This is a genomic window from Terriglobales bacterium (genome assembly GCA_035764005.1).
GTDB lineage: Bacteria > Acidobacteriota > Terriglobia > Terriglobales > Acidobacteriaceae > Gp1-AA112.
In genome coordinates, this window is the sequence record DASTZZ010000060.1 from 1 (window position 1) to 7,575 (window position 7,575).

Annotated in this window: 6 protein-coding genes; 5 read left to right on the forward strand and 1 reads right to left on the reverse strand. The window is 56.1% G+C overall.

Annotation, left to right across the window (positions count from 1 at the left end; genetic code table 11):
- Positions 1–31: 31 nt before the first annotated feature.
- Positions 32–922 carry a 30S ribosomal protein S2 gene (rpsB, locus tag VFU50_09000; protein HEU5232984.1) on the forward strand — a complete coding sequence of 297 codons (891 nt, stop codon included), beginning with the start codon at positions 32–34 and terminating at the stop codon, positions 920–922.
- 185 nt (positions 923–1,107) lie between these two features.
- Positions 1,108–1,770: a translation elongation factor Ts gene (tsf, locus tag VFU50_09005; protein ID HEU5232985.1), complete on the forward strand. Its 663-nt coding sequence runs from the start codon at positions 1,108–1,110 to the stop codon at positions 1,768–1,770.
- A gap of 77 nt (positions 1,771–1,847) precedes the next feature.
- Here tsf and VFU50_09010 read toward each other — a convergent pair whose 3' ends face one another.
- A complete protein-coding gene (locus VFU50_09010) occupies positions 1,848–2,906 on the reverse strand; it encodes a methyltransferase (protein HEU5232986.1) in 1,059 nt (352 codons plus the stop codon).
- Between the two features lie 222 nt (positions 2,907–3,128).
- On the opposite strand from VFU50_09010, the gene VFU50_09015 reads away from it, so the two are divergent.
- The 3 genes from VFU50_09015 (at position 3,129) to VFU50_09025 (ending at position 7,473) form a co-directional block, all read left to right on the forward strand.
- On the forward strand, positions 3,129–3,860 hold the full coding sequence (locus VFU50_09015; protein ID HEU5232987.1) for an ABC transporter ATP-binding protein: 732 nt from the start codon (positions 3,129–3,131) through the stop codon (positions 3,858–3,860).
- 52 nt (positions 3,861–3,912) lie between these two features.
- Entirely contained in the window at positions 3,913–5,952 is a 2,040-nt protein-coding gene (locus VFU50_09020) for a TolC family protein (protein HEU5232988.1), read from the forward strand.
- Positions 5,953–6,120: 168 nt separating this feature from the next.
- Positions 6,121–7,473, forward strand: a complete 1,353-nt coding sequence (locus VFU50_09025; protein HEU5232989.1) for a sigma-54 dependent transcriptional regulator — start codon at positions 6,121–6,123, stop codon at positions 7,471–7,473.
- Positions 7,474–7,575 lie beyond the last annotated feature (102 nt).

Below are 7,575 nucleotides of genomic sequence, written 5' to 3' on the forward strand. Positions count from 1 at the left end.
CCTGGGAATGCAATCCATAGAAGGAGGTCAATTGGCGAATATCACAATGAAGGAACTGCTCGAAGCGGGCGTTCACTTCGGGCACCAGACCAAGCGCTGGAATCCCAAGATGAAAGAATTCATCTTTGGCGAGCGCAACGGCATTTACATCATCGACCTGCAGAAGACGCTCAAGATGTTCAAAGACGCGAGCAAATACGTCCAGGACACCGCCGCCGCAGGCAAAACCATTCTCTTTGTCGGCACGAAGCGTCAGGCGCAGGATGCCATCGCCGAAGAGGCCGGCCGCTGTGGAATGTTCTATGTGAACCAGCGCTGGCTCGGCGGACTGCTCACCAACTGGGTGACAGTGCAGAAGTCAGTGAAGCGGCTGCAGGAACTCGACGACATGGCCACCGACGGCCGTTACGAGCTGCTCCCGAAAAAGGAAGTCATCAAGCTCGAGCGCGAGCGCAAGCACCTGCAGGCCAACCTGGCAGGAATCAAGGCACTGAAGCGTTTGCCCGACGCACTGTTCGTGATCGACTCGAACAAAGAACAGATTGCGGTGAAGGAAGCCCGCAAGCTTGGCATTCCGGTAGTCGCCGTGGTCGACACTAACTGCGATCCGACCGAAGTCGATTACGTGATCCCGGGTAACGACGATGCGCTGCGCGCGATTCGCCTGTTCGCTTCCAAGATTGCGGATTCGATCGTGGAAGGCGCACAGGCAGCAACCGATAAGGGCGACGCGGAACTCGCAGGAGCGATTGCTACGAGCACGGAAGAGCAGCCCGCGACAGAAGGCGGCGAATACGCAGCCGATGGCGAGGCCAGCTCAGAGGACATCAACCTCGAAGAGGTGCTCGGTGGAAACATCCGCAAGTCTCCGGCAGTAGCGGCGGCATCGAGCGAAGCGGAAGCTGAAGCAGCGTACGAGTGAAAAAAGCTGCTAGCCGCTAGCTACTAGCAGCTAGCTTTAATTCCTCGTATCGCACGTCGCGCGCCGTTTCCGAGCACATCCCGAGACGCGTTCCGTGTCTCTCCGAAACATCAACGCTAGCACGAGTAGCTAGCAGCACCAAGAGCCAGCTAGCGGCCAGTAGCTAGCAGCTAGAAGCCGATTTTATGAGCACTACTACTGTGAACATCGACGCGAAACTCGTAAAGGAGCTGCGCGACAAGACTGGCGCTCCATTTGGCGACTGCAAGAACGCCCTGGTTGAATCCAATGGCGACATCGAGCAGGCGGTAATCGTTCTTCGCAAAAAGGGCGTAGCTACTGCGGGCAAAAAGGCCTCGCGTACAACGAACGAAGGTTCTGTTGCAAGCTATATCCATGCGGGCGGCAAGATTGGTGTGTTGCTTGAGCTGAACTGCGAGAGCGACTTCGTCGCGCGTACCGACGATTTTAAAGAGCTGCTGCACGACATCTCCATGCATATCGCTGCGACGGATCCGAAGTACATCCGCCGCGAAGATGTCACCACCGAAGACTATGAGCGCGAGAAGGAAATCTATCGCTCGCAGGCTGCAGCTACGGGCAAGCCTGCGAATGTCGTAGAGAAGATCGTGGAAGGCAAAATGGCGAAGTTCTACGAAGAAGTTTGCCTGCTCGATCAGCCATTCATCAAAGAGCAAACGATCTCGGTCTCTCAACTGATTGCGACCAAGATCGGCAAACTCGGCGAGAATATCTCGGTTCGCCGCTTCGCCCGCTTCAAAGTCGGGGAGCAGAGCTGGACTATTGCCCAGACGAAATCTCCGTCCAGTGAAGAGGCAAAGCAGTAGTTCGTTCCAACTAAACTAAAAAAGAGCCGATTTCTCGGCTCTTTTTGTGTTTTGTGGTCCTGGCGCGTTCTCAGTGCTTACGCGGGCACGGCTTCAATCAAATCCAGCGGCGATTTGGTGTGGATCACGCGACTCAGTTTGAGTCCTGCGCCACTTAGCAAAGCGCGCCACTCCGGCTCGGTGCGCTCCTTGCCCTGCAGAAAAGCCATCATTTCGATGTCGATCAGCTTGGCAGGGTGCGGAGTGCCGTCGCTCGGCACAACCGCTTCGCCCAGGATGAGCTTGCCATGTGAAGGAATTACTGCACGAATGTTCTTGAGGATGCGCGTGGCGTCGTGATCGTTCCAATCGTGCAGGATGTGTTTCATGAAATAAGCATCCGCTTCTGCAGGAACGGCTTTGAAGAAGTCACAAGCCACAGCATTGCATCTTGAACTCAAGCCGTCAGCAGCGATTGCCTGATTGGCTTGTTCCGCGACTTCCGGCAGATCGGCAATGGTGCCTTTCAATTTAGGACAGGCCTTCAGAATCGCTCGCACAATGCCGCCGAGTCCGCCACCAAGATCGATAATTCTCTGAAATTGCGTGAAGTCGTAGGATTCGAGGAATGCGGGAATGCACGCACCGCTGAAGCTGACCATACCCTTGTGGAAGATCTCAGCTTCTTCACGGTTCTCGGGCCGGAAAAACCACTTAAACACTGGCTCGCCGAGCACATCTTCGAACGGCGTCTTTCCGCGGTGCAGGCTCTCGGTGAAGCTGCCATACACTTTGTAGTGCAAGGGATCGGTCATGTACTGAATGATGTCCCGCATCGAACCCTGCGCGTCGGTTCGCAGCAGTGAGCCTGCAGCGGTCAGTGCGAATGCCCGTCCAGCGGCTTCCCGCACAATGCCAGCCATTTCCAGCACGCGCAGGATGCGATAGAGCGGATCTTCGGGAAACTTGGTTTGAGCAGCCAGATCGGCAACCTTTATCGTGCCCTTGGCGATCCGATCGGCAACTCCGAGTTTGGTGAATGTTTGCATACAGCTCGAGATAATGAATCCAAGTCCAGCTCCGATCACGATCTGCGCGGGCGCTGGTCCGTGGGCCGACAAAGTATGTTGTGGTTGTTCAACAGCGGCTGCCGACATGAATGCTCCCCTTTTGTTAGTGTTGCGTTCCGTCAATCTTGCTGGGACGAAGCTCCGATGTAAAGCCCTTCGACGGCCAGCACCGCAACTGTTCGTTTTCGGACAGTTCTTCGCGCTGACGAACAAGCTCTGCACCCCAGAGTTAGCGAATGGAGTTGTAAATCTCTCACGCAGAGACATTTACAGGCATTATCGTTAGGTCAATTACGTGCCACTTAGGCTATGAACCGTAAGGTCGGTCAAGGCTACTCAATGATTCAGTTACGCGGAATCGAAAAAACCATCAAATCGCCGGCAGGAACAATCTGGTTGCTGCGGCGCATTAACCTTGAGGTGGGTCAGGGTGAGTTCGTCACGGTTATGGGTCCCTCGGGGGCAGGCAAGACTACGATTATGAGCATCCTCGGCATGCTCGATGATCAGTGGACGGGCGAATACTACTTCGCAGGCGAGGCGGTTCACAAGATGAACCGCAAGCAGCGCTCCGAACTAAACAAGAAGAACATTGGCTTCGTTTTCCAGAGCTATCACCTGCTCGATAACCTGACTGTCGCCGAGAATCTCGACCTGCCGCTTTCATACAAGGACATTAAGAAATCGGAGCGCGCAAGCCTGGTCGCTGACACGCTCGACCGCTTCAACATCGTCGGGAAAAAGGATCTGTATCCGAATCAGCTCTCCGGCGGGCAGCAGCAGTTAGTCGGCGTGGCGCGAGCAGTGATCAACAAGCCCAAATTGATACTCGCCGACGAACCCACGGGCAATCTTCACTCCGATCAGGCGAAAGAAATCATGGAGCTCTTCCGGCAGCTCAACGAAGCCGGAACGACGATCATTCAGGTCACGCACTCAGAAGCCAACGCAGCTTATGGCCATCGCACCATCAAGCTGCTCGATGGCTGGATCGTCGGTGACACGGCGCGTCCGGTCGAGGCCGGCGCCCTGGTGACATAACCGTCACGAAAAAGAGATTTTGACCAAGGACAAAAAAGGAGCCTTGAAGCCGATGCATAAGTGTTTTTACCCGCAGCTCAGAGCAATAGCGCTGTTCTGCATCGCGACGCTTTCCACGTTTGGAATCGCTCAGGAAACGAAGCCCGCTGAGAATCCGTCTGCAGCTCCTGCGGCCTCGGAACAATCTGCTCCGGCAACGCCGCAGCCAGCTGCCGCCAGCACTCCGACTCAGCAGCCAGCTCCGGAGGTTGAGCACAGCAAGATCGACTTCTCCAAATCGCGCAAGTCGTTTCCTAATATGCTCGCGCCCTATGAGGGCCGTACGCTCCGCAGTCCCAAGCTCGACAACTCTCCGCGAATCACCCAGCTCACCAAAGAAGGCAAGCTGATGCTGTCGTTAAACGACGCCATTGCCCTCGCGCTCGAGAACAATCTCGATCTCGCGATTGCCCGCTACAACCTTGACATCGCGGACACCGATGTTCTTCGTACCAAGGCGGGCGCACAGGCGCTCGGAGTAAATACGGGTGTAGTACAGGGCACTCCCGGCGGCGGCATCGGTGGCTTTGGCAGCGGCGCGCCAGGCGCAGGTGCAGGCGGGTCGACAGCAGGAGCCGGAGGCGCAGGAAGCGGCGCCGGTGGTCTGGTGCAGTCCACAATCGGCACTGGTGCTCCGGTGAGGTCCTACGATCCCCAGATAAGCACGCAGTTCAACATCGAACACGCGATCTTCCCGATTGCGAACCAGGTCACGACGGGTGTTCCTGCGCAACAGCTCAATACGGTGAACGCTAATGCCGGCTTTCAGGAGGCCTTCCCAACCGGCACAGCGATTAATTTTGGGATGCAGAACACGCGGGAAACCACGAATGCTCGTTTCACCGATTTGATGCCGCTGCTGAATTCTGGATTTCGTTTCACGCTTACGCAGCGCCTGCTCTCCGGATTCGGGCTTGGCCCCAACCTGCGTTTCCTTCACATCGCGAAGAACAATCGCGAGGTGACCGATATCGCCTTTCGCAACCAGGTCATCGCGACGGTCACACAGATCGAGAACATCTACTGGGATCTCGTTAACGCCGTCGAAGATGTCAAGGTAAAGGAGCGCTCTTTAGCTCTCGCGCAGAAGACGCTGGAAGATGATAAGAAGCAAGTCGAATTGCAAGCTATTGCGCCAATCGAGGTCACGAGGGATGAGTCGGTCGTTGATTCCAGCAACCAGGACCTCATCATTGCGCAAACGAACCTGCAGCTGCAGGAATTGCTGATGAAGAACGCAATCACGCGCAACTTAAGCGACCCGGAAATCGCTTCGGCGGCTGTGGTTCCAACGGACACGATCAGCGTTCCCGAAACGGAACCTGTAGTTCCGACGCAGGATCTGATTGCCGAAGCGCTCTCCCACCGTCCAGAACTGGCCGAGGCGAGAATCGACATGACGAATCGTCAAATCTCGCGCAAAGCCGCGAAGAATGCCCTGCTGCCGGATTTGGATTTCGTCGCATTTTACGGTGGATCGGGATTGGCGGGCGTGCCGAACCCGCTTACTTCCGGCGGCGCGCTGATTCCCGTAACGGGATTTGGCGACGTCTTCACGCGGACCTTCAACGGCAGCTCTCCAGATTATTCTGTCGGTTTCAACTTGACCATTCCGCTGCGTAACCGTGCCGCGCAAGCCGATCAGGTACGTTCCGAATTGGAATACGGACAGGCTGAGCTCCATCTTCAGCAACTCCAGAATCAGGTCGGGATCGAAGTCCGCAATGCGCAGTTCGCGGTCACACAGTATCGCGCTCGCGTAGTGGCAGCGAGAAAGGCGGTGGATGTCGCGCAGCGGACTTTGGAGATCGAGCAGAAAAAGCTTGCGCTTGGGGCTTCGACAAGCTTGCAGGTGCTTCAGGTAGGCCGTGATCTAGCCGTCGCAGAATCGAATCTGGTGACGGCCACAACCGCCTATGCGAAGGCAAGGGTGGAGTTAGACCACTCCATCGGTGCTACGCTGGTAAACAACGGAATCAGCATCGACGACGCCGAAACAGGCATAGTTCACGCGCTGCCGAAGATGTCAGGAATAGCGCCAGTCAATCAGTGATCATGCCTTACTTACAGGTTGTCGGGATTTCGTGATTTGGTGATTTCGTGATTTTGCGATTCTCAATCACGAAATCACACAATCGCGAAATCACGAAATTGTTTTGGAGGACTTTTGCCAATCAGCAGTCTCGAGCAGGGCGAAACAACCGAAATAAGCACCACATCTATGCCGCCGCGCATCCTCGTCGCCGATGATCAGGCGGACGTGCGCGAGGCCTTGCGTCTGCTGCTGAAAGGTGAGGGATACCGGATCGATGCCGTTGCTTCACCGGAAGCTGTAATGGAAGAGCTGGCATCGGGCGAGTTTGACATCCTGCTCATCGACCTGAACTACACACGCGATACCACCTCCGGCGAAGAAGGTCTAGATCTCCTCTCGAAAATTCAGGATGTGGACAGCACTCTGCCCGTAATTGTCATGACGGCGTGGGGCAGTGTGAATATTGCCGTTGAAGCCATGCGTCGCGGCGCGCGCGACTTCATCCAAAAGCCTTGGGAAAACGAACGACTGATCAGCATCCTGCGGACGCAGATCGAGCTGAGCCGAGCACTGAAACGCGCGCAGCATCTCGAAGCCGAGAATCGTCTGCTGCAAGCGCAGGGCCGACCGACGTTTATCGCTGAGTCCAAAGTCATGCAACCCGTTTTGGAGCTCATCGCTCGCATCGGACCCAGCGATGCGAACGTACTCATCACTGGCGAACATGGCACGGGCAAGGAAGTGGTCGCGCGCACGCTGCACCTGTTATCTCCGCGTGCATCAAGGCCGATGGTGACGGTGAACACCGGCGGACTGCCGGAGGGGACCTTCGAGAGCGAACTCTTCGGACACGTAAAAGGCGCATTCACCGACGCTCGCACCGACCGCATTGGACGCTTCGAACTCGCCGACAAAGGCACGATCTTCCTCGACGAAATTGCGAACGTTCCGCTGAAACAGCAGGCAAAGTTGTTGCGCGTTTTGGAAACGGGCGAGATGGAGCGTGTCGGTTCTTCGAAGACGAAGAACGTCGACGTCCGCGTGCTCTCTGCGACCAACGCCGATCTCAAGACCGAAAGCTCCAAGGGAACCTTTCGTCCCGATCTGCTCTTCCGCCTGAACACGATCGAGATTCATCTGCCGCCCTTGCGCGAGCGCCGCGAAGATATTCCCCTTTTGGCGCAGCATTTCCTGAAGGCGTATTCCCAGCGTTATCGCAAGCAAGTCAACCGCTTCGATCCCGCCGCGATGCAAAAAATGCTGGAGCACTTCTGGCCGGGCAATGTCCGCGAGCTGGACCATTCGATTGAGCGGGCAGTGTTGCTCGCCCAGAGCGATTCGATCCGTCCAAGCGATTTAGGACTCAGCGACAGGCGCGAGAGCACGAGTTCGATCGAGGAAATGAGCCTTGAGGAAGTAGAATCGCTGCTCATTCGCAAGACGTTGGGACGCTATTCTGGCAACATCAGCCACGCCGCCGAAGCGCTGGGACTGAGCCGAAGCGCGCTCTATCGTCGTATTCAGAAATATGGCCTCTGAGCTCGACATCTTCGGGCACGTCGTAGCACCCACTTCCCGTCGCAAAAAGAAAAAACTACTCAGCTTCGAGAAACGCCTGCTTCTTTTTGCCTTGGGAGGCGG

What these genes read in the sequence shown, in the direction of transcription:
- tsf (HEU5232985.1), top strand. Translation starts at nt 1,108, where the DNA reads ATGAGCACTACTACTGTGAACATCGACGCGAAACTCGTAAAGGAGCTG.
- VFU50_09010 (HEU5232986.1), bottom strand. Translation starts at nt 2,906, where the DNA reads ATGTCGGCAGCCGCTGTTGAACAACCACAACATACTTTGTCGGCCCAC.
- VFU50_09015 (HEU5232987.1), top strand. Translation starts at nt 3,129, where the DNA reads ATGAACCGTAAGGTCGGTCAAGGCTACTCAATGATTCAGTTACGCGGA.
- VFU50_09020 (HEU5232988.1), top strand. Translation starts at nt 3,913, where the DNA reads ATGCATAAGTGTTTTTACCCGCAGCTCAGAGCAATAGCGCTGTTCTGC.
- VFU50_09025 (HEU5232989.1), top strand. Translation starts at nt 6,121, where the DNA reads ATGCCGCCGCGCATCCTCGTCGCCGATGATCAGGCGGACGTGCGCGAG.